Below are 21,385 nucleotides of genomic sequence, written 5' to 3'. Positions count from 1 at the left end.
GATCGGGCTCAGGCGCCCCGAAAGGAGCCTGATTCCTGGCCATTCAGTTGTGCGACCAAAACAACCCCCGAAACCTGGAGAGGCTGTCCCGCTCGCGAAGCGCCCAGCAAACGCCCGAAGGGGTCTGATTGCTAGCCATTCAGTTGTGCGACCAGAACCAACCCCCAAACGTGGAGAGGCTGTCCCGCTCGCGAAGCGAGCCCAGGAGACGCTCCGAAGGAGCCTGTCTCCTGGCCTATGAAGTTGTGCGAGCGAAGCGAGCTCCGCGGGGGCCTGGGGGCATCGCCCCCAGTGGGGGGTCTGGGGGCTTCGCCCCCAGTGGGGGGCCTGGGGGGCGAAGCCCCCCAGTGTTAGATGTCAAGGAACCGCACATCGCGCGCGTTGCGCTGGATGAACGTGCGGCGCTGCTCCACGTCTTCGCCCATGAGGATGGAGAACATCTGGTCCGCCATGGCGGCGTCGTCGATGGTGACCTGGAGCAGGATCCGGTTGTCCGGGTCCATCGTGGTGTCCCACAGGTCGTCGGCGTTCATCTCGCCGAGTCCCTTGTAGCGCTGGATGGGGTTGACCTGCGGCAGCTTCTTGCCCTCGGCCAGCCCCTTGTCACGCAGGGCGTCGCGCTCCGCGTCGCCGTAGGCGAGTTCGTGGGCCGCGTTGCTCCAGCGGAGCCTGAACAGCGGCGGCTGGGCGAGGTACACGTGGCCGGCCTCGATCAGCGGCCGCATGAACCGGAACAGCAGCGTGAGCAGCAGGGTGCGGATGTGGGCGCCGTCGACGTCCGCGTCGGCCATGAGGACCAGCTTGTGGTAGCGCAGCTTGTCCAGGTCGAAGTCCTCCTGCATGCCGGCGCCGAGGGCGTTGATGATCGCCTCGACCTCCTTGTTGGCGAGGATGCGGTCGATGCGCGCCTTCTCGACGTTGAGGATCTTGCCGCGGATGGGGAGGATAGCCTGCGTGCGGGGATCGCGGGCGGAGCGGGCGGAGCCGCCTGCGGAGTCGCCCTCGACGATGAACAGCTCGCATTCGCTGGGGTCCGTGGACTGGCAGTCCACCAGCTTGCCGGGGAGTCCGGAGCCGCCGAGGAGGCCCTTGCGGGAGCGGGCCATGTCGCGGGCCTTGCGGGCGGCGATCCGCGCGGCGGCCGCGGACTGCGACTTGCGGACGATGTCCTTGCCCTCGGCAGGGTTGCGCTCGAACCAGTCCCCCAGGCGGTCGTTGAGGACCCGCTGCACGAAGGACTTGGCCTCGGTGTTGCCGAGCTTGGTCTTCGTCTGGCCCTCGAACTGCGGCTCGGACACCTTGATGGAGACGATGGCGGTGAGGCCCTCGCGGATGTCGTCGCCGGAGACGCGGTCCTCGCGCTTCTTGATCAGACCCCAGGACTCGCCCCATCGGTTGACGGTGTTGGTGAGCGCCGCCCGGAAGCCCTCTTCGTGGGTGCCGCCCTCATGAGTGTTGATGGTGTTGGCGAAGGTGTAGACGCTGTTGGTGTACGACGTGTTCCACTGCATCGCGATCTCCACCCCCATGCCCTGTTCGGGCGCGTGTGCCTCGACGGCGATGACGGTGGGGTGGATGGCGTCCTTGCCGGAGGAGAGGTACTTGACGTAGTCGATGAGGCCGTCCATGTACTGGAACTCGTCGTAGGGGGTGTCGGTCTCCCCCTCGTCGCCGGTGGCCACCTGGCGGTCTTCGCGGAGGTCGATCAGCGAGATCCGCAGGCCCTTGTTGAGGAACGCCATCTCGCGGAAGCGGGTGGCGAGGGTGTCGTAGTTGTAGTGCGTGGTCTCGAAGATCTCGTTCGACGGGTAGAACGTGATGGTGGTGCCGGTCTGGTCCGTCTCCTCCATCTGCTGGAGCTCGGTCACGGGGGTGCCGAGGTGGAACGTCTGCTGCCAGCGGTAGCCGTCACGCGAGACGTCGACGATGAGCTTGTCCGACAGCGCGTTGACCACCGAGGAGCCGACGCCGTGCAGGCCGCCGGAGACCTTGTAGCCGCCGTCGCCGAACTTTCCGCCGGCGTGCAGCACCGTCAGCACCAGCGTGACGGTGGGGATATTCTCGATGGGGTGTTCCTTGACCGGGATGCCGCGGCCGTTGTCCTTGACCCGCACGCCCCCGCCGTCGAGGAGCTCCACCTCGATGGAATCGCAGTAGCCGGCCAGGGCCTCGTCGACGGAGTTGTCCACGATCTCGTAGACCAGGTGGTGGAGGCCGCGCTCGCCGGTGGAGCCGATGTACATGCCGGGGCGCTTCCGGACGGCCTCGAGGCCCTCGAGGACGGAGATCTGGTCCGCGTCGTAGCTGCCGGTGACCGTGTTGTCTGCTGAGTCCTGCAGGCCCTCCATGCGCTCACTCGGGGCGTAGTCCTCGTCCACCTGCACGTCGTCCGTCACAAAAGCTCCTGTCCACACAAACGGGCGCCGGGCTGGCCGGCGCCGTTGATCGTGCCAATTCTACCGCGTTCGCGCACAAAACCGGACATCGTGGAGGGGTGAAACCGGCCTGGGACGGGCCCAGCGACCCATTGGCGCCGATACTGGGGGCAGATGCATGGTCCCCTATCCCTCCGGAGCCCGCAGCGCGCCAGATCGGCGGCGAGGCGTTGGGCCGAATTCCGGGGTCGACGGGCTTGAAACGCTCAAATCGACGAATCATCGGCTGGTGGCGCGGCGCGGGCTCAAGTGGCAGTCCCTGCACTCGGCGGCCGCGTCCGGCTCACCTGGCTGTCGCGGCATGGCGGGGTGGTCCGTGGCCGTGGCAACAACGCTGCGCGGTTGGGGCGACAGCGGGGCGATCGAGTAGCCTGCCCGCGACAGAGGGAGGCGCCCCGTGGAGTGGACGTGGATCGCGGCGGCCGCTGCCGCGCTGATCATCGGCATCGCGAAGACCAGCTTCGGCGGCCTCGGCTCCCTGGCCGTCGCCCTGCTCGCGCTGGCGCTGCCCACCAAGGAGTCGACGGCGGCCGCGCTGCTGCTCCTCATCACCGGCGACATCATCGGCGTCCTGCGCTACCGCCGCTCAGCCGACTGGTCGCTGCTGAAGGCGCTGCTGCCCTCCGTGGTCCCCGGCATCCTGCTGGGCGCTCTCTTCATCCAGTTCGTCGACGACCTGGTGCTGCGCCGCTCCATCGGCGCCATCCTCCTGGCGTCGGTGCTCATCCAGCTCGTGCTGTCCACCCTGGCGCGACGGCGGGCGCCTGACCCCACCGTCGACATGGGTCCGCCGCACCGTGCCCTGACGGTGGGCGCTGGTGTCGCGGCGGGGTTCACCACCATGGCGGCCAACGCCGCGGGACCGGTGATGGCGGTCTATCTGCAGCTGGCGAAGGTGGAGAAGATGCGCTTCCTCGGCACCTCGGCCTGGTTCTACTTCATCGTCAACGTGGCCAAGACCCCGCTCACGGCGTCGCTCGGCCTGTTCACGCCGCAGGTGATGACGACGGTGGCCTGGGGCATTCCCGTGGTGCTGCTCGGCACCGTCATCGGGGTGGCGCTCATCCACCGGGTGCCTCAGCGCACCTTCGACGTGTTGACCCTGCTCACCTCGGTGATCGCGGCGGGGGCGCTGCTGATCATCTAGCGATGCGCGACGGCCTCAGGGCGTGGCGGACCCGCTGTCGGAGGTGGGCGCCGGCTCGGGCTCCGGCGGTGGTGGCGGAGGAGGCTCGGGCTCGGGCTCAGGCTCCGGTGGCGGGGGCGGTGGGGCCTCAGTCGTCGGATCGGGCGCGGGCGCCTGCGTGGTGGGATCCGGCGCGGGGGCCTGGGTAGTGGGATCCGGCGCCGGGGCCTGGGTGGTCGGCTCAGGCACCGTCGTCGACGGTGGCGGCGAGCTCTCCGGCGCCGTGCTGGAGGGAGCGGAGGACGGTGTGTCGCTGACCGAGGGGTCCGGGCTCGCGGTGGTGGGCGAATCCGAGGGGCTGGGCGACGCCGGGTTGGAGGGGCTGGGGCTGGGGCTGTCGCTCGGGGAGGGGAGGAGCCACGAGCTGTCACTCGCCGACGGGCTCCCGCTGGGTGAAGGACTCGGACTTCCGACCAGGCTGGCGATGAGGCTGTCCCACACGCTCTCGCTGGGCACGGCGGAGGAGCCGTCGCTGGGCGAGGCACCCAGGATCAGGCTGGGGGTAGTGGGCGAGCCGTTCACGTCCAGGAAGGCGATGTCACGCAGGTCCACCCGCGACGCCTGGCCGTTGAGCCACGGCTCCGGATTGGTGAACCGGCCGTTGACGATCACCTCGAAGTGGAGGTGGCAGCCGGTGGAGTAGCCGGTGTTGCCCACGCGCCCCACGCCGTCGAGGGCGTCGACCTGTTGGCCCACCCGCACACCGATGGCGGAGAGGTGGTTGTAGGTGGTGACCACGCGGTACCCGCCGAGCATCCCGTGGTCGATCTTGACCTGCACGCCGTTGCCCCCGGCCCAGCCCGAGGACACGACGCGCCCGGCGGCAGCGGCGCCGACGGGGGTGCCACAGGAGGCGGCGAAGTCGAGGCCGGTGTGCAGCTTCCACACGCGCAGGATCGGGTGGTACCGCATGCCGAACACCGACGTGCGGCGCCCGTTGACGGGCATCGAGAGCAGGTCGTCGCTGCCGGCCTTCCCCACCGACCCGAGGGAGCTCTCCTCAGGGATGCTCTTGGGGGGTGGGGGCGGAGGGGCCTCCGCGGGACGGGGGCCGTCGAGCGGGACGATCTGCGGGGTGGGCGCGCTGAAGGGATCGAACTCGCCCGGCGCCTCGTCGAACGACCAGCCCTCCAGGCGGTAGCCCATGGGCCCCGTCGGCGACGACGTGGAGGTGGGCGCGGCGATGGGGCCAGGCGCCACGAGCATCACCGGGGGAACGGGCACGGCCTCGACCGCCGTCAGCGGGTCCTGCCCATAACTGACGGCTCCTCCCACAAGGGCCGCCGAGATCGCTGCGGCGATCACCGACGATAGCCCTCGAAGCTTCATCCAGTCCCCCGATACCGGTTCGCTCGTGCCCATCCATCGAATCACTTTGGGGGCCGGATTGGAAGGAGTTGCACCACTGGGACTGACGCGGGTTTCGCCTGCCCGCGTCAGGGATGGTTGTGACCCGGATTTCCTCCCAGGAGGAGGCCTGCCAAGTCGCCCTCGGGTGTTTCGCGGAGAGGAGGTGAGTGATCCGTGGTTGGTCAGGCGGCGGTGAACTCCACCGTGAGGCTGACGGAGATCTCCACGTCCTGCGGGTCCAGATCGATCGACGGCGCCGAGTCCATCATCATCTCCCGCGAGGCCTTCCGGGCGAACGCGACCGGCGCGATGCCGCCACCCTGGTCCTGGATGGCCACGGCCTCGACGCCGCCCCGGCGGGCCGCCGTCGAGATCCACTCGGCGCGACGGTGGGCGTCGTCGAACGCGTCCGCCAGGGCGCGTGGCTGCACCTCGGCCATGGTCGACTCACGCAGACGCCAGTCCAGCCAGCCCACCTGGACGCCAGGTGTCGCGGCGAGCTCCCCCAGCAGCTCCCCGAGGGCGGAGAGCTCCAGCACCAGGAACGAGCCGCGGACCTCCGCGGTGTGCTGTGGAGGCTGCGGCTGCCCGCGGGTGTTGAGCGGGGTGGAGGTCCAGGTGCGGAGACTGGTGAGCTTGATGTCGCGGACGGTTCCGGTGGACGCCGCGGCCTCGAGGCGCCCCCTCGTCCGGTCCGTGACGGAGGCGGTGTCGGCGACGACAGAGTCGCGGTCCGGGCCGGTGAAGCCGAGTGTCAGATTGACCGCGACACACTCGGCAGGGAGGCTGATCCGGCTGGTCCCGGTGACGGTGATGCGCATGCGCCCAGCTTAGGAGCCGGGCGAACGCCGCGCGCCGTTCGGTGCCGCCCTGGGGATTCGCCGCGTGCCGGACGCCGTTCCCTGGGTGGGCCGGGTCCCTTCCCCCTGGTTGAGCCGCGCCGAGCCGCCCCTTTCCCGCTGGTTGAGCCGCGCCGAGCCGCCTGCGGCTCAGCGCCTGTCGAAACCAACGTTGGTTTCGTGTGGACTCGACCCCGACGCCGCGTCGGTCAAGTCCCGCTGTCGGTGCCGGGAGCCCTGACACGAGACCCGTGCGGCCCTTGGCCACCGTCCGCTTGTCGACCGCGTGCTCGGCTGTGGTCAGGTAGTCGAGGCCGCCCGGGCCTCGTCCCACGTCTCCCTGCACTGGTGTGCCTGTGGCGTGGTCGGCTCCGGGCGTGTGCCGGCAGGGCGGCCCTGGCTCGAGCCTGCTTCAGGCGGGTTCTTCCGGGTGCCCCTCGGGCTGGGCATCCCTGCGCCCAGCCGCCCTGCCGTCCCCCGCCCTCGCACTCACCTCACGCCCCTCTCGCCTCGAGGCCTGGCCGTTTCCGACAGCTGGTTGAGCCGCGCCGAGCCGTCCCTTTCCGCTGGGTGAGCCGCGCCAAGCCGCCTGCGGCTCAGCGCGTGTCGAAGCCATCCCGCACCAGCCCCTGAACCCGGCCGTCCGCTCTCCTATCCGTAGGTGTCACGCGGGCCGCGACCCTGCACCGCCCGGTTCCCCTTCTTCCAGCTCGGGGCCTTGGGTCCGCGGAACTCGACCCGCAGCACCGTCTGCTCGCCCAGAGCCCGGTTGAGGCGGGCGACGATCTGGGACGAGGCGTACTTCATGGCGGCGGCCCAGGAGGTGGAGTCGCAGTCCACGATGAGCACACCGTCGGCGTAGTTGACCGGCGTCGAGTGCTGCGCGTTGGACTCGCCCACAAGTTCTGGCCAGCGTCGCAGAACGTGCGACAGGCTGATCCGCCGCTGCCATCCCCGGGCCTGGATGACCGAGTTGAGGACGTCGCCGACGAGCTGCGGGTCGCGGTCGTCGGGGCCGGCGCCGGAGCGTTGCTGCTCCAGGGGCCGTTGGCGACGGCGGGGGGTCCTCGGTGCGGACGGTTCCGGGAGCACGACGCCGTAAGCCGCCGATTCGACGGCGGCGCGGGCGATCTCCGAGGCCAGGTCCAGCCCTGTGGGGTCGTGCGCCTCCTCGCTCATGCCGCCGAGACTACTCGCGCGGGACAGGCCCCGAGATCGCGGGTGAACTCGGTAGGGCCGGAGGGCGACGCGCTATTCCCTGGCCAGGGAGGCGCTGCTCGACGAACAGACGTGGGATGCGCAGGAGGGTGGGTGACGGGAGATTGGCTAGGCGTAGGAAGGCACTGTGCGACGAGCCAGACGTGGGATGCGCAGGAGGGTGGGGGCCGGGAGGGCGGCTGGGCGCAGGGATGCCCAGCCCGAGGGGCACCCAGAAGAACCCGCCTGAAGCAGACCCGAGCCAGGGCCGCCCTGCCGGCACCCGCCCGGAATGACCGCGCCACAGGCAGACGAGTGCAGGGAGACGTGGGACGAGGCCCGGGCGGCCTCAACTACCCGACCCGAGACAATCCGGCGGCCATCAGAGCGACGGTGGTCAAGGGCCGCACGGGCCTCGTGTCAGGGCTCCCGGCACCGACGGCGTGACGAGGGCATCCGGATCGCCGACGGGCCAGGTCCATGCGAAGCCAACAGCGTCCACACACCGTGTGCGGGTAGGTTTCGACACGCGCTGAGCCGCAGGCGGCTCGGCGCGGCTCAACCAGCGGGAAAGGGCCCGGCTAATCCGAAAATGGACTGGACGTGACTGGGGACGGGAGCATCACCTAGGCCCCCATTTTCCGCCATGAAAGGGCGCCCCACCAGGGGCGAATTGGACTCAACCAGCGGTCGGAGAGTCTTCCGGCACCTGACAGCGGGGCGCGCTGACAGCGAGAAGGGTCGAAGGTCAGGCGGGGGGTTCGGCAGTGACGGTGCCGGAGTCGACGCGGAAGCGACGCTCTGCGGGGAAGTCGGGGACGTCCGCGCCCACGGCCGCCGTGATCAGCACCTGCTCGGCGGCGGCGATCGCCGCGGCCAGACGTTCCCGCCGCGACACGTCCAGTTCCGCGAACACATCGTCCAGCACCAGCACGGGCTCCACGCCGTCGTCGCGCACCAGGGTGAACCCGCCCAGCCGCAGGGAGAGCGCCAACGACCACGACTCGCCGTGCGACGCGTACCCCTTGGCGGGCAGTGCGCCGATCCCCAGATCCACGTCGTCGCGCTGCGGGCCCACCAACGTCACGCCCCGCGACACCTCGTCCCTGCGCAGCCGTTCCATCGCCGCCAGCAGGCGGTCGCGCAGCGCGGCGCGGACGTCCGCCTCCTCCGCCACGCCGTCGAGGTCGAGCACCGTCTTGTAGGCCGCCGAGATCTGGTTGTTGAGCGGGGCGATGGTCTCGTAGGCGCGTTGCGCATGCGGGACCACGTCCGCCAGCGTGTCGAGGCGCGCGTGGAGCAGCTCCGCGCCGAGGGTGGCGAGCTGGTCGTTCCACACCTCCAGCGTCACGTCCTCGTCGCCGCCGCTGGGCACGAACGACCGGCCCGCCATCGCCTTGAGGAGGGCGTTGCGCTGCTTGAGCACCCTGTCGAAGTCCTGCCTGACCCCCGCCATTCGCGGCCAGCGCGTCACGACGAGCGAGTCCAGCCACGCCCGACGGTCCGACGGGTCCCCGCGCACGATGGCCAGGTCGATGGGCGAGAACACGACGGTGCGCAACGCGCCGATCAACTCCCGCGGCCGGGCCAGCGGCGCCCGGTTGAGCCGCGCCACGTTCGAGCGGCCCGACGCGATCTCCAGCTCCAGCGAGATCACCCGGGGATCCTCACGGCCCGCCTGCACCTTTGCCCGCACCACCGCCGTCTCCGCGCCGGCCCGGATCAGCGGCGCCGTGGCCGCGACCCGGTGCGAGGACATGGTGGACAGATACTCCACCGCCTCCACCAGGTTCGTCTTGCCCTGCCCGTTGGACCCGACGAACACCGTCACGCCCGACGACAGCGCCAGCGACGCCTGCGTGTAGTTGCGGAAGTCGGTCAGTGCGAGCTCGGTGACGAACACCCGGTGTCCTGCGTCAGAAGTGGGTGGATGAAGGGCGGTGTCACAGCAGATGCTTTGCGGGGCCGACGAGCGGGGCAAGCGCGGCGAGCCCCCTGGGCGTCGGGCGCAGCGGACCTCGGCAGGTCACCGAGGATCAGTCCTTCGACGGCGCCACCGCGTGGCCGCCGAACTGGTTGCGCATGGCCGCGACCATCTTCATGGCCGGCGAGTCCTCCTGCCGCGACACGAACCGCGCGAACAGGCTGGCCGCGATCGTCGGCACCGGCACCGCCAGGTCGACGGCGGCGTTGACGGTCCAGCGACCCTCGCCCGAGTCCTCCGCGTACCCCTCAATGCCCTCCAGGTGGGGATCCGAGTCAAGAGCGCGCACCATGAGGTCCAGCAGCCAGGAGCGGATGACGGTGCCCTCGCGCCAGGACTCGAACACCTCGGGCACGTTGGTGACCACGTCCGAGGCCTCGAGCAGCTCCCAGCCCTCGGCGTAGGCCTGCATGAGGCCGTACTCGATGCCGTTGTGCACCATCTTCGCGAAGTGGCCCGCACCGCTCTCCCCCGCGTGGACGAAGCCGAACTCGCCCTCCGGCTTGAGCGCCTCGAAGGCGGGCATGGCCAGCTCGACGGCCTCCTTCGGCCCGCCCACCATGAGCGCGTATCCGTTCTCCAGGCCCCACACGCCACCTGAGGTGCCGACGTCGACGAAGTGGATCCCCTTGTCAGAGAGGTATGCGGCGTGCCGGGCGTCGTGGGTCCACTTGGAGTTCCCGCCGTCGATGATCACGTCGCCCGACGACAGGAGCGGCTTGAGGGTCTCGATGAGGGAGTCGACGGCCTGGATGGGAACCATGAGCCAGACCACGCGGGGACCCTCGCCCAGCTGGGCGACGAGGTCCGCCTCGTCCTTCGCGTCGGAGATCTCAGGATTGTGGTCCAGGCCGACGACCTCCACGCCCCCGCGGCGGAGCCGCTCGCGCATGTTGCCGCCCATCTTGCCGAGACCGATCAGACCGATGCGCATGTGGGCTCCTTCAGTGGCGGGATGGCGGGGGATGGGTCAGCCGGGCAGGCGCATGAGCATGATCACGTGCCGGTAGTCGGTGAGCGGGTCACCGTCGGCCGTGGGCAGGCCCATGATCAGGCAGGGCTTCCCGGGCAGCGTGAACGAGAACTGGGCGTAGGGCGCGTCCAGGGCGGTCAGCGCGTCCAGCAGGTAGTGGGGGTTGAAGCCGGCGTCCGTGATGGACTGCTCGTCCCCCACCACGCTGACCTCGGCCTCGATGGCCTCCGACGCCTGCGCCTGGTCACCCGTGGCGGCCTCGAGCGCGATGTGGTCCTCGTTGATGCGCATCCGCAGCGGCGTGTTGCGCTCGGCAACCAGCGACACGCGCTTCACGGCCGCCAGCAGGTCTGCCGTGTTGACGCGGACGGTGACGGTGGCGTCCACGTCCATGAGGTGGCGCACCTTCGGGAACGCCTGGCTGAGCAGGCGGGTGGTGGCCTCGCGGGAGCCCTTGGAGCTCTGTCCGATGAAGCCGGCCAAGCCCTCGCCCTCGGCCTCGGTGGTGGAGAGGGAGATGGTGACCTTGTCACCCGAGGTCATCGACTTGGCGGTGTCCGCGAGCACCTTGCCGGGCACGAGGACGGCGCCCTCCACCGACGGCGACGACGGGTGCCAGGTGAGCTCCTTGAGCGCCATGCGGTAGCGGTCGGTGGCCAGCAGCGACAGCGACTCCCCGTTGATCTCCACCTTCACGCCGGTGAAGACGTTGAGCAGCTCGTCGCGGCCGGCGGCCACGAACACCTGGCCCACGGCCTTCTCGAACGTGGCCGCGTCGACGTCGCCCGTCTGGGTGGGCATGTCCGGCAGCGTGGGGTACTCCTCCACCGGCAGCGTCTGGAGGGTGAAGCGCGCCTGGCCGCAGGTCAGCTCCACCTTCGAGTGGTCGGCGACGAGGTCCACCGGCTTGTTCGGGAGGGACCGCGCGATCTCGGCGAGCAGGCGGCCGGAGACCAGGACCGTGCCTTCGTCGTTGACCGTGGCCGGCATGACGACCTTGGCGGAGGTGGTCGAGTCGAAGCTGCTGAGCGTCAGGCCGTCGGCGTCCGCCTCCAGCAGCATGCCGGCGAGGATGGGCGCCGTGGGGCGGGTCGGGAGGCTGCGCGCCACCCAGGCGACGGCGTCTGCCAACGCGTCCCGCTCAACTCGAATCTTCACAAAGCACCCCTTCGATTGCTGCCTACCTGCCCTCGACGCCCCCGCTGGCGGCCTGGGAGGGTCACACGATCAATGACGGCATCGTGGACGCCGTCGCCTGCATCATAGCCGGGCGGCTGGCCGCCCATGCCGGCCGGAGCGCTACTCAGTGGCGATCGACTCGAGCACGTTGAGCCGGGACGCGCGACGTGCCGGGCCCACCGCCGCGAGCACCCCGAACAGGGCCGCGACCACGACGAACACCCCGAGCTGCAGCCACGGCACCACGAGCGTGTCGATGCCGTCGTCGCGCAGGAGCGTGACCAGGACGGTGCCGAAGACGCCGCCCAGGACCACGCCGAGGGTGGCGCCCAGGGTGGCCACCATCACCGACTCCAGGGTGACCATGCGGCGCAGCTGCGGCCGGGTCATGCCGACGGCGCGGAGCAGACCCACCTCGCGGGTGCGTTCCATCACCGACAGGCCCAGCGTGTTGATGATGCCGAGCACCGAGATCACGACGGCGAGCGCCAGCAGCGCGTACAGGATGGAGAAGATCTGCTGGAACTGGCCCACCCGCGCCTCCACGAACTCCGCCACGTCGGCGACCACCACGGTGGGCAGCTCGGCGGTGGCGTCCTCGAGGCCCTCGCGCACTGCGGAGAGGTCCGCTCCGGGCTCGGTGAAGATGACGACCCGCTGCACGAGCGAGGGGTCCCCGAGTTGGGCGTAGGTGTCCAGGTCAACGACGAGGTCCCCCAGCGGGGGCGGCCCGCCTCCGCCGTCGTGGAAGCCGGTGACGAGCAGCTCGACGGTGCCGCCGGTGGGGGTGGGCAGCTCGAGGAGCTCCCCGAGGCTGAGGTCCTGCTCGTCGGCGAAGTCCGTGGAGACCACGACGGGGGGAGCGCCGCCGTCGCCGCTCAGCGACCCGGCGACGATCTCCAGGCTGCTGGCACGCTCGAGGCCCTCCTCGCTGGCGCCCGTCAGCTGGACGGGCTCACCGTCGATGACGGCCGCCCCGCGGAAGAACTCGTAGACCGCCTCGACCCCGTCGACCTCCCGCGCGGAGTCGACGACGCCGGCGTCGAACGGTTGGTAGGCCACCGGGCTGATGGTGAAGTCTCCCCGCTGGTCGGCGGTCAGCCGGTCCCGGATGGAGGTGGTGGTGCTTGCGGCGAGGATGGCGACGGTGGCCACCAGGGCCAGCCCGATCATGAGGGTGGCGGCGGTCGCGGCCGTGCGGCGGGGCTGGCGCACCGAGTTGAGGCGGGCCAGCCTGCCCACCTCCCCGAACAGCGCGCGGTAGGCGTGGCCGAAGAGCCAGATCAGCGGTCCGCCCACCACGACGGCGGCGAACACCATGCCGACGAGCAGCAGGACCGCGCCCGCGCCCGCCCACACGAGGGGCTGCGGCACGTCGAGCCAGAGGGCGCAGATGAGGGCCGCGATCCCGATCTCGATCATGCCCACGCCCAGCAGCGGGAGCCCGCCGAGACGCTCGGGGCCGGACTGCTGGGAGGCGGCCATGGCCTCGACGGGTCGGGTCCGCGACGCCTTCCGGGCGGGCAGCAGCGCCGCGACCACGGTGATCAGGATGCCGATGGTGTACGACGCCACCACCGACTGCCAGGTGAAGGTGGGCACCGCGGTGCCCAGGTCGATGCCGAAGATCCGCATCACCACGAGGATCCCCCAGGCGAGCCCGTACCCGACGAAGAGGCCGACGGTGGCGCCGATGACGCCCACCACGAACGCCTCCGTCAGCACCGACGACCGCACCTGGGCGCGGGTGGCGCCGATGGCCCGAAGCAGGGCGAGCTCGCGCGAGCGTTGCGCGACCAGGATGGAGAACGTGTTGAGGATCAGCAGTGTGGCCACCAGCAGCGCGATGCCGGCGAACACCAGCAGGAACGTGTTGACGAAGCCCAGCCCGACGTCGAGCTGCTCCTGGATGGTGTCCGAGAGGGCGTCCCCGGTCTCCGCGACGAAACCGTCCGGCAGGACCTCCTGGACCGCCTCAGCCACGACGGCGGGGTCCGCGTCCGGCTCGGTCTGCACCCACGCCGCGTAGAACCCGGGCCGGCCGTCCTGGATGATCGCCTGGGCCTCCTCCAGCGTGAAGAACAGGTAGCTCGCGCCCGCCGTGGCGCCGGCCCCGTAGGTGCCGAGACCGACGATGGTGTAAGTCCTGATGCCGTCCACAGGGGTGGCGACGTTGAGGCTGTCGCCGACGACGAACCCGCCGCGGGTCGCGGTGGCCGGGTCCAGCATCACCTCGTCCGACGCCTCGGGCACCCGACCCTCGACGAGCCGGGCGCCCACCTGGCCGCCGGCCGCCGGGACGTCGATCCAGTTCATCGCGATCCCCGGTGCACCGGGGAACATGATCAGGCGGTCGTCCTTGTCGAGGGGGAACACCTGGCTGCTGGACACGAGGCCGGCGGCCTCGCGGACGCCGTCGACGGCGCCGATGGCCTCGATCTCCTCCGGAGTGAGCAGGATCTGGGCCAGCCCCGCGGTGGGGTCGAACCCCTCGATGCCGGTGGCCTCGGGCGAGACGTTGACGTCCGCCAGGGCGCCCTTGACCAGCTGGTCGAAGCTGGACGACAACAGGTTGGTGAACAGGAGCGAGCCTGACACGAACGCCACGCCCAGCACGATCGACAGCGCGCTGAGCAGGAGGCGGACCTTACGCGCCCAGAGCGACTTCCAGGTGGCGTGCAGCATCTAGGAGTCCAGGGAGGCGCGGCGCGCGATGGACCGTTCGAGGGTGGACTCCACATCCCCGGCCACGTCCGGGCTCTGGAAGGTGGGGGCCGCGCCACCGTCGCGGTAGACGGCCGCCCCGTCGGCGCCGACACCGTCGACCCCGGCGGGCTCATCCGCCACCGGCTCGGGGGCCCCGTGGGTGGGGGTGTGCCGCGGGTAGATGTGCGACATGGCGCCCAGCAGGTCCTCCTGGGTCGCGCCTCGCATCTCGTGCACGATGTGCCCGTCGGAGAGGAACACCGCTCGGTCCGCGTAGCTGGCGGCGTGCGCGTCGTGGGTGACCATGACCACCGTCTGGCCGAACTCGTCGACGCTGCGGCGCAGGAAGTTGAGCACCTCCGTGGCCGACGTGGAGTCCAGGTTGCCGGTGGGCTCGTCGCCGAACACGATGTGCGGGCGGTTCATCAGCGCTCGTGCGCAGGCCACGCGTTGCTGCTGGCCGCCGGACAGCTCGGATGGCTTGTGCGTAAGCCGATCCCCCAGGGCGAGGACGTCGACGATGCGGTCGAACCACTCCTCGTCCACCTTCTTGCCCGCGATGCGCAGCGGCAGCACGATGTTCTCCCGGGCCGTGAGCGTGGGCACGAGGTTGAAGGCCTGGAAGATGAAGCCGATCCGGTCGCGGCGGAGCTCGGTCAGTGGGGTGTCGGCGAGAGTGGAGACCGCGGTGTCTCCCAGGTACACCTCGCCGGAGGTCGGTGTGTCGAGCGCGGCCATCAGGTGCATGAGCGTGGACTTGCCGGAGCCGGAAGGGCCCATGATGGCGGTGAACTCGCCGTCGATGATGTCGAAGTCCACGTCGTCGAGCGCCGTCACCACGGCAGATCCGGACCCGTAGATCTTGGTCAGGCCCCTGGCCCGCGCTGCGATGCTCACGCCCCCAAAGGTAGCAGCGCCCACCAGCGGCCTCAGGGGCGATTTTCGACGGTTCCCGGCGTTGACCACAGCCCTGACTTTGAGGGGATTCTTGTAATTACTTAACAGCTGTACTCATAGGGGCTGTGGAACCGGTGGATAACCTGCGCCCATGCTTGTCAGCTGTGGTTCCCGGGTGTGGATCAGCTGTGGACGGACCGAAAACTACACGTGGAGTATTTGTGGAGAAGGCCGGGGTGGGAAGTTGTCCACACCCCGGCCCCGGCCTGTCTCACATGGTTGTCCGCAGCGTCAGCGGCCCATGATCCGGCTGAAGAATCCGTTGTCCTGGCTCTGGGTGGACTGGTGACCGCCGCACCACTGGCCGGCCGGCACGGAGCGCTTGACGGCATCCACGTGGTTGCCGCATCCGGCCCAGGTGGTCTTGCCGCACTGGCGGCACTTGACGGGACTGCACATGATGATCTCCTTGGTTGATGTCTCGGGTCACCCCGGTTCGCCAACCATACCCCCTGGGGTATAGGGTTTTCAACATGAGAGTTGTTGTGGTCGGTGGAGTTGCTGGTGGGATGAGCGCGGCGGCGCGGTTGCGTCGTCTGGATGAGTCCGCGGAGATCATCGTGGTGGAGAAGAGCGGCTACGTGTCGTTCGCCAACTGCGGTCTGCCCTATCACGTGGGCGGGGTGATCGAGGACCGTTCGGCCCTCCTCCTGCAGACGCCGCAGGCGCTCCACGACAGGTTCCGCCTCGACGTCCGGGTGGGCGTGGAGGCCGTGCAGATCAACCGCCAGGCCAAGGAGGTCGTCGTCCGGCACGTCGCCGGCGGCCGCGAGGAGATCCTCGCCTACGACAGGCTCGTCCTCTCCCCCGGCGCCAAGCCCCTGATGCCGCCCATTCCCGGCATCGAGCGCGCGCTGCCCCTGCGCAACGTCGAGGACACCGACCGGATGGTCTCCGCCGTCGCCGGCGCCCACACGGCCGTCGTCGTGGGTGGCGGATTCGTCGGGCTCGAGGTCGCCGAGAACCTGCTGCACCGCGGGATGCAGGTGGCCGTCGTCGAGGCCCTGCCCCAGGTGATGGCCCCCCTTGACCCTGAGATGGTCGCCCCGGTGCACGAGGTCATGCGCGCGGCGGGCATCGATCTCAGGCTCGGCTCCGGCGTAGTCTCCATCGGCGAGAAGGACGTGACCTTGGCCGACGGCACGGTGCTCCCGGCCGACGTGGTGGTCGCGGCAATCGGCGTGCGGCCGGACACCGAGCTGGCGAAGGCCGCAGGCCTGCGGGTCGGCCCGCGCGGCGGGCTGCTCGTCGACGAGCGTCAGCTCACCAACGACCCCTCCATCTACGCCGTGGGCGACGCCGTCGAGAAGGTCGACGCCCTGAGCGACGAGTCCGTCCTGGTCCCGCTGGCCAACACCGCCAACCTCCAGGGCCGACGGGTGGGCGACGACATCGCCGGCCGCGGCCGCCCGGCCCGACCGGTGCGCGGGACGGCCATCGTGGGGCTGCTCGGCCTCCAGGTCGCGGCCACGGGCTGGAACGAGAAGAGGCTGCGCGCCGCCGGCCGCGAGTACCTCGCCATCCACACCCATCCCTCCTCGCACGCCACCTACTACCCCGGCGCCTCGTCGATGGCGCTCAAGCTGCTCGTGGACCCGGCAACCGGGGAGATCCTCGGCGCCCAGGGCGTCGGCAGGGACGGCGTGGACAAGCGCATCGACGTAATCGCCACCGCGATGGCCGGCGGGCTGAGGGCGGAGGACCTCGCCGAGCTGGAGCTGGCCTACGCGCCGCAGTTCGGCTCAGCGAAGGACGCCGTCAACATGCTCGGCTTCATCGCGGAGAACCGGCTCAGCGGCTGGGAGGACAGCATCCAGTGGCACGAGGTGACGGAGGCGCAGAACGCCGGTGCCGTCGTCGTCGACGTGCGGACGCCCGGCGAGTTCAGGGCCGGCGCCATCCCGGGCGCGATCAACATCCCGGTCGACGAGCTGCGCAACCGGCTGGACCAGGTCCCGGGCGGCGACGTGCCCCTGATCCTGCACTGCGGGGTGGGCATCCGCAGCCATGCCGCGCTCTCGGCGCTGAAGAGCTCGGGCCGGAAGCTGCTCAACCTCGACGGCGGCTACACCACGTGGAAGGCCGGCGCGGGGATCGCGGTTTCCTGACTCCCCCGGGGTCGCGGTGCCCTGGTCAGGGTGGGCCGGGGGTCGCGGTGCCGTGACCCACCCCGCCTCAGGGCGGGCCTGCCCACCTTCCTCACTCCCGCCACTCCCCCACCCGCCCCTGCCCCGAGGCCCTTCCCCTGGGGCACGACACGCCGTCGGGATGCCCGCCCATGACCCCATGTGGGTCCGGCCTCGGATACAGGCGGCGTTTCGTGCACGCCGTGGCGCGCGAAAAGGGCCCGAGTCCACTGTCGTGGCTCGGGCCCTTCGTCGTGTCTGAGATCAGGCGAGGCTGAGGAACAGCTTCTCCATCTTGGCGGTGTCCAGCGGATCGGGATCTGGCTGCTCCATGCACTGCCGCAGGCCGACGGCGATCGTGGTGAACCCCGCGCGATCCACCGCCTTGGAGACGGCGGCCAGCTGCATGACGATGTCGTCGCAGTTGCGCCCCTCCTCGATCATGCGGATGATCCCCCCGATCTGCCCTTGGGCGCGCTTGAGGCGCATGACCACCGACGTCATCTGTTCCGGGTCGAGCTGCATGGGGTCTTCCTCCGCGTCCATAACCCGAGTATACCCCCACCGGTATAGGTAGGCCTAGCTGCTCGGGCGGCGGGTTTACCCCGCAGGGGTCTATTGTCACGCCGACGGTGACCGCAGACAACCACACCCCGGACTACCGCGCGATCGGCGTCCTGAGTCAGAGGCCCGCCGAGCTCATAGGGACACGAACGGGGGAACGGTCCGGCTGCGGAGCGCAGGGATAGGGGTCCCCCATCCGGGTGACGCCCTAGGACTGCTTGATCTGGTTCGTGAGCTCGGTCACCTGGTTGAACAGGTCGCGGTCCTGGCCGATCTTCTCGTTGATCTTGCGCACCGCGTGCAGCACCGTCGAGTGGTCGCGGCCCCCGAAGCGGTGGCCGATCTTCGGCAGGGACATGTCGGTGAGCTCGCGGCACAGGTACATCGCGATCTGCCGGGCCGACGCGATGGTGGCGACGCGGCTGCTGCCCGTCAGATCCTCCAGGGAGATGGAGAAGTACCTCGCGGCGGCGTCCATGATGGTCTGCGCGTCGACGGGGGCCGCGTCGTCGGGCATGAGGTCGTTGAGCACCTGCTCGGCGAGCCCGACGGTGATCTCCTGCTGGTTGAGGCTGGCCAACGCCGCGACCCTCGTCAGGGCGCCCTCCAGCTCGCGGATGTTGGTGGGGATTCGCGAGGCGATGAGCTCCAGCACCTGCGTGCCGGCGGTGAGCCGCTGCGATGCGACCTTCTTCCGCAGGATGGCGATGCGGGTCTCTAGGTCCGGCGGCTGGATGTCGGTCATCAGGCCCCACTCGAAGCGGGACCGCAGCCGCGGCTCCAGCGCCTCCAGCAGCTTCGGCGGGCGGTCGGAGGTCATCACGATCTGCTTCTGCGCGTTGTGCAGCGTGTTGAACGTGTGGAAGAACTCCTCCTGCGTCTGGATCTTCGACTCCAGGAACTGGATGTCGTCCACCAGGAGCACGTCGACGTCGCGGTACGAGCTGCGGAACTCCGCGGTGCGGTTCGACGAGATGGCGTTGATGAAGTCGTTGGTGAGCTCCTCGGTGGAGACGTACTTGACCCGCAGCTGCTCGTAGTAGCTGGTGACGTAGTGGCCGATGGCGTGCAGCAGGTGCGTCTTGCCCAGGCCGGAGGGACCGTAGATCATCAGCGGGTTGTACGACTTGCCGGGCGTCTCGGCGACGGCGGCCGCCGCGGCGTGCGCGAACCTGTTCGACGAGCCGGCGACGAAGGACTCGAACGTGTAGCGGGGGTTGAGCCGGACGTCCTGCGGCCGTGACCGGGGAGCGGCGCGGCGCGGCTCCTCGTCGGCGGCCGGGACCGTCTCCGTCGTCGACCAGCTGTCAGCCTGCTGGACCATCTCCGGGTTGATCATGACCGCCAGGTGGGTGCTCTGCCCGCAGATGTCGCTGAGGCGCTCCTCGATCTGGGGGCGCAGCCGGGTCTCGATGCGCTCGCGGGTGGTCTCGTCCCCCACCGCCAGCATCAGGGTGCTGCCGTGCATGTCGAGTGGGCGGGTCCGCCGCAGCCAGGCCTTCGTGGGGGCGTCGGCCGAGGCGATGACCTCGTCCCACAAGCCCGCCAGGTCTGGCGTCGGTGATTCGCTCACCTCACCCACTTCCCGGCGGCAAGTCCGCCATCATCAGTAATCCACAAGGTTGTCCACAAGGGGGTATAACTCACCCTAGCCCCCCGTCGGCCGACCCTCACCTGTGGATAAGCGGGAAGGCAGGACAACGAAGTTAGTACCGTCCGCGCCGCCGCGCAAGGCGATTTGCGCGACACGCCGGTGCGTCACTGGACTACATCAGTGTTATTTGCATGGCGGTGGGTGCCGTAGCCCGGCCGGGTTTGGTCATCGAGCCGTCTGGCACGTATCGTTGACCAGTCGCCATTGAGGCGGCCTCTTCCCCCCTGCCCATCAGGGCAGTTGTACACCAACGAAACTGAGCGAGTAATCCCATGACTAAGCGCACGTTCCAGCCGAGCAACCGCCGTCGCAGCCGTACCCATGGCTTCCGCGCCCGCATGCGCACCCGCGCCGGCCGCGCCATCCTGTCGGCCCGTCGTGGCAAGGGTCGCACCGAGCTGTCGGCCTAAGAGGCCGGGCGTCGGTGCTGCCAGGTCCACATCGGCTCAAGAAGCCCGCTGACTTCGGTGTCACCGTCCGGCACGGCTCCAGAGCAGCCACCCCGACAGTCGTGGTGCACGTGAAGCGCATCACCGATCAGAATCCACCCGACGCGAGCCGGGTGGGTTTTGTTGTCTCCAAGAAGGTGGGCAACGCCGTCACCCGCAACCGGGTCAAGCGTCGGCTGAGGCACCTCGTGGCCGAGCTGGAGGCACCTGTCGCGGCGGACGTGGTGGTCAGGGCGTTGCCCGAGGCCGCCGTCGCGCCCGACCGTCTGGGCGCCGATCTGGCCAGCGCCTGGCGGCGCGCGTTCGTCAAGGCGGCCGCATGCTGAGGTACCCGCTGATCTGGTTCGTCAAGGGGTGGCGCAAGTTCGTGTCCCCCTCGTACGGGGACGTGTGCAAGTACCACCCGTCGTGCTCCAGCTACGGCCTCACCGCCCTCGAGACGCACGGCGCCGTCAAGGGCGTGTGGCTCACCGCGAGGCGGCTCGTCCGCTGCCACCCGTGGGCGGCCGGCGGCGTCGACTATGTACCCGGGACGCCCCAAGCGGCGGCCTGGGCCGAAGAGATTTCCAACGAATCACGGGACCCGCACGGGTCCCAACCGAAGACTGAGGTGGCTTAAGTGGTCGATCTGCTGGTGACGCTGAACATCTGGGACAGCTTCTACGGAGTGCTGTCCGCCATGATGCAGCCGCTCTACTGGGCCGTGTCCGGCCTCGTCGTGTTCTTCCACTGGCTCTACACGCCGCTGTTCGGTCCGAACGGTGCCGAGTCGGGCTGGAACTGGACGCTGTCGATCATCAGCCTCACCGTGGTGATCCGCACCCTCCTCATCCCGTTGTTCGTCAAGCAGATCAACTCCGCCCGCAACATGCAGCTGCTCCAGCCGAAGATGGCCGAGCTGCAGAAGAAGCACGGCCACGACCGGGAGAAGCTCGGCCAGGAGACCATGAAGATGTACCGCGAGGAGGGCGTCAGCCCCACCGCGTCGTGCCTCCCGCTGCTGCTCCAGATGCCCATCTTCCTGGCCCTCTTCCGAGTCCTTGAGGGCGTGTCCTCGGGCAACGTGCGCGGACACTTCTTCAAGATCAACCCAGACCTGGTGTCGTCGCTGCAGAACGCCGAGATCTTCGGTGCCCGCCTTGCGGACCGCATCTTCCCCATGACCTCGTTCGGCGCCACGCAGGCCGTTGGCATCGTCCTCGTGGTGGCCATGGTCGCAGTGTTCTTCGTCACCCAGCTCCAGCTCATGCGCAAGAACCTGCCCCCGGAGTCGCTCACCGGCCCCATGGCTCAGCAGCAGAAGCTGATGCTGTACTTCTTCCCCATCGTCTACGCCGCGTCCTCGGTGGTCATCCCGATCGGCGTGCTGATCTACTGGCTCACCTCCAACCTCTGGACCATGGCGCAGCAGGGCCTGCTCATCCGCAACAACCCGGCTCCCAACACGCCCGCGTTCATCGAGTGGGAGGAGCGGATGCTGGCCAAGGGCAAGGACCCGCAGGCCATCATGCTGGCCCGCGCGGAGAAGCGTCGCCGCACCCCGAAGAACGGCAACGGGGCCGTGGCGTCCCGCCCCGTGGCGAAGGCCACGACGGTGGCTGAGGACGGCTCGACGGTGGAGACCGAGGAGCCGACGAAGGTGGCCCGCCAGCAGGTCACGCGCCAGACGGTGCGCACCGAGGACGGCAAGCAGGTCGTCACGCGTCAGCAGCCCAAGCAGGCATCGCGCTCGGCGCGCAAGAAGAAGTGACCGACTCCGAGGCGCTGACGCCCACCCCCACAGAGA

The 21,385-nt window shown here is 69.7% G+C and carries 18 protein-coding genes; 6 read left to right on the top strand and 12 right to left on the bottom strand.

Annotation, left to right across the window (positions count from 1 at the left end; translation table 11 throughout):
- Positions 1 to 350: 350 nt before the first annotated feature.
- Positions 351 to 2,348, bottom strand: a complete 1,998-nt coding sequence (gene gyrB, locus ACX1D3_RS03335; protein ID WP_458996476.1) for a DNA topoisomerase (ATP-hydrolyzing) subunit B — start codon at positions 2,346 to 2,348, stop codon at positions 351 to 353.
- A 484-nt stretch (positions 2,349 to 2,832) separates the two neighbouring features.
- On the opposite strand from gyrB, the gene ACX1D3_RS03330 reads away from it, so the two are divergent.
- Positions 2,833 to 3,582: a sulfite exporter TauE/SafE family protein gene (locus tag ACX1D3_RS03330; RefSeq protein WP_458995565.1), complete on the top strand. Its 750-nt coding sequence runs from the start codon at positions 2,833 to 2,835 to the stop codon at positions 3,580 to 3,582.
- A 15-nt stretch (positions 3,583 to 3,597) separates the two neighbouring features.
- Here ACX1D3_RS03330 and ACX1D3_RS03325 read toward each other — a convergent pair whose 3' ends face one another.
- From ACX1D3_RS03325 to ACX1D3_RS03285, 9 genes are all read right to left on the bottom strand, one after another.
- Positions 3,598 to 4,926, bottom strand: coding sequence for a M23 family metallopeptidase (locus ACX1D3_RS03325; protein ID WP_458995564.1), 1,329 nt, complete (start codon positions 4,924 to 4,926; stop codon positions 3,598 to 3,600).
- Positions 4,927 to 5,153: 227 nt separating this feature from the next.
- The gene (locus ACX1D3_RS03320; RefSeq protein WP_458995563.1) at positions 5,154 to 5,792 is read right to left on the bottom strand and encodes an SIMPL domain-containing protein; all 639 of its coding nucleotides are present in this window, start codon (positions 5,790 to 5,792) and stop codon (positions 5,154 to 5,156) included.
- Positions 5,793 to 6,461: 669 nt separating this feature from the next.
- Positions 6,462 to 6,989 (bottom strand): DciA family protein, encoded by a 528-nt coding sequence (locus tag ACX1D3_RS03315; RefSeq protein WP_458995562.1) that lies wholly within the window; start codon positions 6,987 to 6,989, stop codon positions 6,462 to 6,464.
- 766 nt (positions 6,990 to 7,755) lie between these two features.
- Complete coding sequence (gene recF, locus ACX1D3_RS03310; RefSeq protein ID WP_458995561.1) at positions 7,756 to 8,910, bottom strand: DNA replication/repair protein RecF; 1,155 nt, start codon at positions 8,908 to 8,910, stop codon at positions 7,756 to 7,758.
- 133 nt (positions 8,911 to 9,043) lie between these two features.
- Positions 9,044 to 9,925, bottom strand: a complete 882-nt coding sequence (gnd, locus tag ACX1D3_RS03305; RefSeq protein ID WP_458995560.1) for a phosphogluconate dehydrogenase (NAD(+)-dependent, decarboxylating) — start codon at positions 9,923 to 9,925, stop codon at positions 9,044 to 9,046.
- A 36-nt stretch (positions 9,926 to 9,961) separates the two neighbouring features.
- The gene (gene dnaN / locus ACX1D3_RS03300; protein WP_458995559.1) at positions 9,962 to 11,122 is read right to left on the bottom strand and encodes a DNA polymerase III subunit beta; all 1,161 of its coding nucleotides are present in this window, start codon (positions 11,120 to 11,122) and stop codon (positions 9,962 to 9,964) included.
- 141 nt (positions 11,123 to 11,263) lie between these two features.
- A complete protein-coding gene (locus ACX1D3_RS03295; RefSeq protein WP_458995558.1) occupies positions 11,264 to 13,828 on the bottom strand; it encodes an ABC transporter permease in 2,565 nt (854 codons plus the stop codon).
- Positions 13,829 to 14,746: an ABC transporter ATP-binding protein gene (locus tag ACX1D3_RS03290; protein WP_458995557.1), complete on the bottom strand. Its 918-nt coding sequence runs from the start codon at positions 14,744 to 14,746 to the stop codon at positions 13,829 to 13,831.
- Between the two features lie 291 nt (positions 14,747 to 15,037).
- On the bottom strand, positions 15,038 to 15,205 hold the full coding sequence (locus tag ACX1D3_RS03285; protein WP_458995556.1) for a DUF8730 family Cys-rich protein: 168 nt from the start codon (positions 15,203 to 15,205) through the stop codon (positions 15,038 to 15,040).
- 74 nt (positions 15,206 to 15,279) lie between these two features.
- Between ACX1D3_RS03285 and ACX1D3_RS03280 the strand changes: the two genes are divergently transcribed.
- A complete protein-coding gene (locus ACX1D3_RS03280) occupies positions 15,280 to 16,914 on the top strand; it encodes an FAD-dependent oxidoreductase (RefSeq protein WP_458995555.1) in 1,635 nt (544 codons plus the stop codon).
- A gap of 282 nt (positions 16,915 to 17,196) precedes the next feature.
- Here the strand turns inward: ACX1D3_RS03280 and ACX1D3_RS03275 are convergent, their stop codons facing one another.
- Complete coding sequence (locus tag ACX1D3_RS03275) at positions 17,197 to 17,478, bottom strand: metal-sensitive transcriptional regulator (RefSeq protein WP_458995554.1); 282 nt, start codon at positions 17,476 to 17,478, stop codon at positions 17,197 to 17,199.
- Between the two features lie 226 nt (positions 17,479 to 17,704).
- Positions 17,705 to 19,078, bottom strand: a complete 1,374-nt coding sequence (dnaA, locus tag ACX1D3_RS03270; RefSeq protein WP_458995553.1) for a chromosomal replication initiator protein DnaA — start codon at positions 19,076 to 19,078, stop codon at positions 17,705 to 17,707.
- A gap of 344 nt (positions 19,079 to 19,422) precedes the next feature.
- Here dnaA and rpmH point away from each other — a divergent pair, with 344 nt between their 5' ends.
- From rpmH to yidC, 4 genes are read left to right on the top strand one after another with little or no spacing between them, the layout of a single operon-like run.
- On the top strand, positions 19,423 to 19,560 hold the full coding sequence (rpmH, locus tag ACX1D3_RS03265) for a 50S ribosomal protein L34 (RefSeq protein WP_182781119.1): 138 nt from the start codon (positions 19,423 to 19,425) through the stop codon (positions 19,558 to 19,560).
- A 14-nt stretch (positions 19,561 to 19,574) separates the two neighbouring features.
- Positions 19,575 to 19,925 (top strand): ribonuclease P protein component, encoded by a 351-nt coding sequence (gene rnpA, locus ACX1D3_RS03260; protein WP_458995552.1) that lies wholly within the window; start codon positions 19,575 to 19,577, stop codon positions 19,923 to 19,925.
- The gene (gene yidD / locus ACX1D3_RS03255; RefSeq protein ID WP_458995551.1) at positions 19,919 to 20,218 is read left to right on the top strand and encodes a membrane protein insertion efficiency factor YidD; all 300 of its coding nucleotides are present in this window, start codon (positions 19,919 to 19,921) and stop codon (positions 20,216 to 20,218) included. The genes rnpA and yidD overlap by 7 nt, the downstream gene beginning before the upstream one ends.
- Positions 20,219 to 21,349, top strand: a complete 1,131-nt coding sequence (yidC, locus tag ACX1D3_RS03250; RefSeq protein ID WP_458995550.1) for a membrane protein insertase YidC — start codon at positions 20,219 to 20,221, stop codon at positions 21,347 to 21,349.
- Positions 21,350 to 21,385: the final 36 nt, after the last annotated feature.

This window comes from Tessaracoccus yangjingae (genome assembly GCF_054483935.1).
The sequence above is the reverse complement of the archived record's forward strand: the minus strand, read 5'-3'. Positions and strand labels throughout refer to the sequence as shown.

Excerpts from the sequence above, each read along its gene's own strand:
- gyrB (WP_458996476.1), bottom strand. The coding sequence starts at position 2,348 with ATGGAGGGCCTGCAGGACTCAGCAGACAACACGGTCACCGGCAGCTAC.
- ACX1D3_RS03320 (WP_458995563.1), bottom strand. The coding sequence starts at position 5,792 with ATGCGCATCACCGTCACCGGGACCAGCCGGATCAGCCTCCCTGCCGAG.
- ACX1D3_RS03280 (WP_458995555.1), top strand. The coding sequence starts at position 15,280 with ATGAGAGTTGTTGTGGTCGGTGGAGTTGCTGGTGGGATGAGCGCGGCG.
- ACX1D3_RS03315 (WP_458995562.1), bottom strand. The coding sequence starts at position 6,989 with ATGAGCGAGGAGGCGCACGACCCCACAGGGCTGGACCTGGCCTCGGAG.
- rpmH (WP_182781119.1), top strand. The coding sequence starts at position 19,423 with ATGACTAAGCGCACGTTCCAGCCGAGCAACCGCCGTCGCAGCCGTACC.
- ACX1D3_RS03285 (WP_458995556.1), bottom strand. The coding sequence starts at position 15,205 with ATGTGCAGTCCCGTCAAGTGCCGCCAGTGCGGCAAGACCACCTGGGCC.
- gnd (WP_458995560.1), bottom strand. The coding sequence starts at position 9,925 with ATGCGCATCGGTCTGATCGGTCTCGGCAAGATGGGCGGCAACATGCGC.
- ACX1D3_RS03295 (WP_458995558.1), bottom strand. The coding sequence starts at position 13,828 with ATGCTGCACGCCACCTGGAAGTCGCTCTGGGCGCGTAAGGTCCGCCTC.
- yidD (WP_458995551.1), top strand. The coding sequence starts at position 19,919 with ATGCTGAGGTACCCGCTGATCTGGTTCGTCAAGGGGTGGCGCAAGTTC.
- ACX1D3_RS03275 (WP_458995554.1), bottom strand. The coding sequence starts at position 17,478 with ATGGACGCGGAGGAAGACCCCATGCAGCTCGACCCGGAACAGATGACG.